We start from the raw sequence: 461 nt of genomic DNA, 5'->3' as shown, positions 1-461 counted from the left end.
CACCGCGCCGCCCAGGAAGCGGCCGAACTCAGCGGCTTCGACCATGAGGCGGTGCTCCATTCCGGCGGTTCGGTCTCGCCGGAAATGCAGGTGCCGAAACTCGCATGGCTGAAGCGCAACCGCCCGGATCTCTGGGAACGGGCAGGCGGCATCTTCGATCTCGCCGACTACCTCACCTTCCGCGCCACCGGCAGCGATCGCCGCTCGCTCTCCACGCTTTCGGCCAAATGGTTCTATCGCGGCGATCACGTCCTTCCCTGGCCGCTCGGTCTTCTGGAACAGGCCGACCTCACCGATCTGCGCGACAAGGCGGGAATCCCGGAGATCATTCTTGTGCCGGGCGATGCCGCGGGCCGGCTGACGGCGGCGGCGGCCGGCGACCTTGGCCTTGATGGCGAGGTTGTGGTTGCGGCTGGCCTGATCGACGCCTATGCCGGCGCGCTCGGCGCGCTGCCGCCGCC

1 protein-coding gene is annotated in these 461 nt (G+C 68.8%); it reads left to right on the top strand.

Annotated features, from left to right (window positions below; genetic code table 11):
- On the top strand, positions 1–461 hold a 461-nt coding region (locus B4E36_RS04670; RefSeq protein ID WP_345900044.1), incomplete at both ends, for an FGGY family carbohydrate kinase.

Origin of the sequence: Martelella sp. UBA3392 (assembly GCF_002358775.1) — a bacterium.
In the GTDB taxonomy this organism is placed as follows: Bacteria; Pseudomonadota; Alphaproteobacteria; order Rhizobiales; family Rhizobiaceae; genus Martelella; species Martelella mediterranea.
Note: the sequence above shows the minus strand (reverse complement) of the source record. Positions and strands in the feature narration are given on the sequence as shown.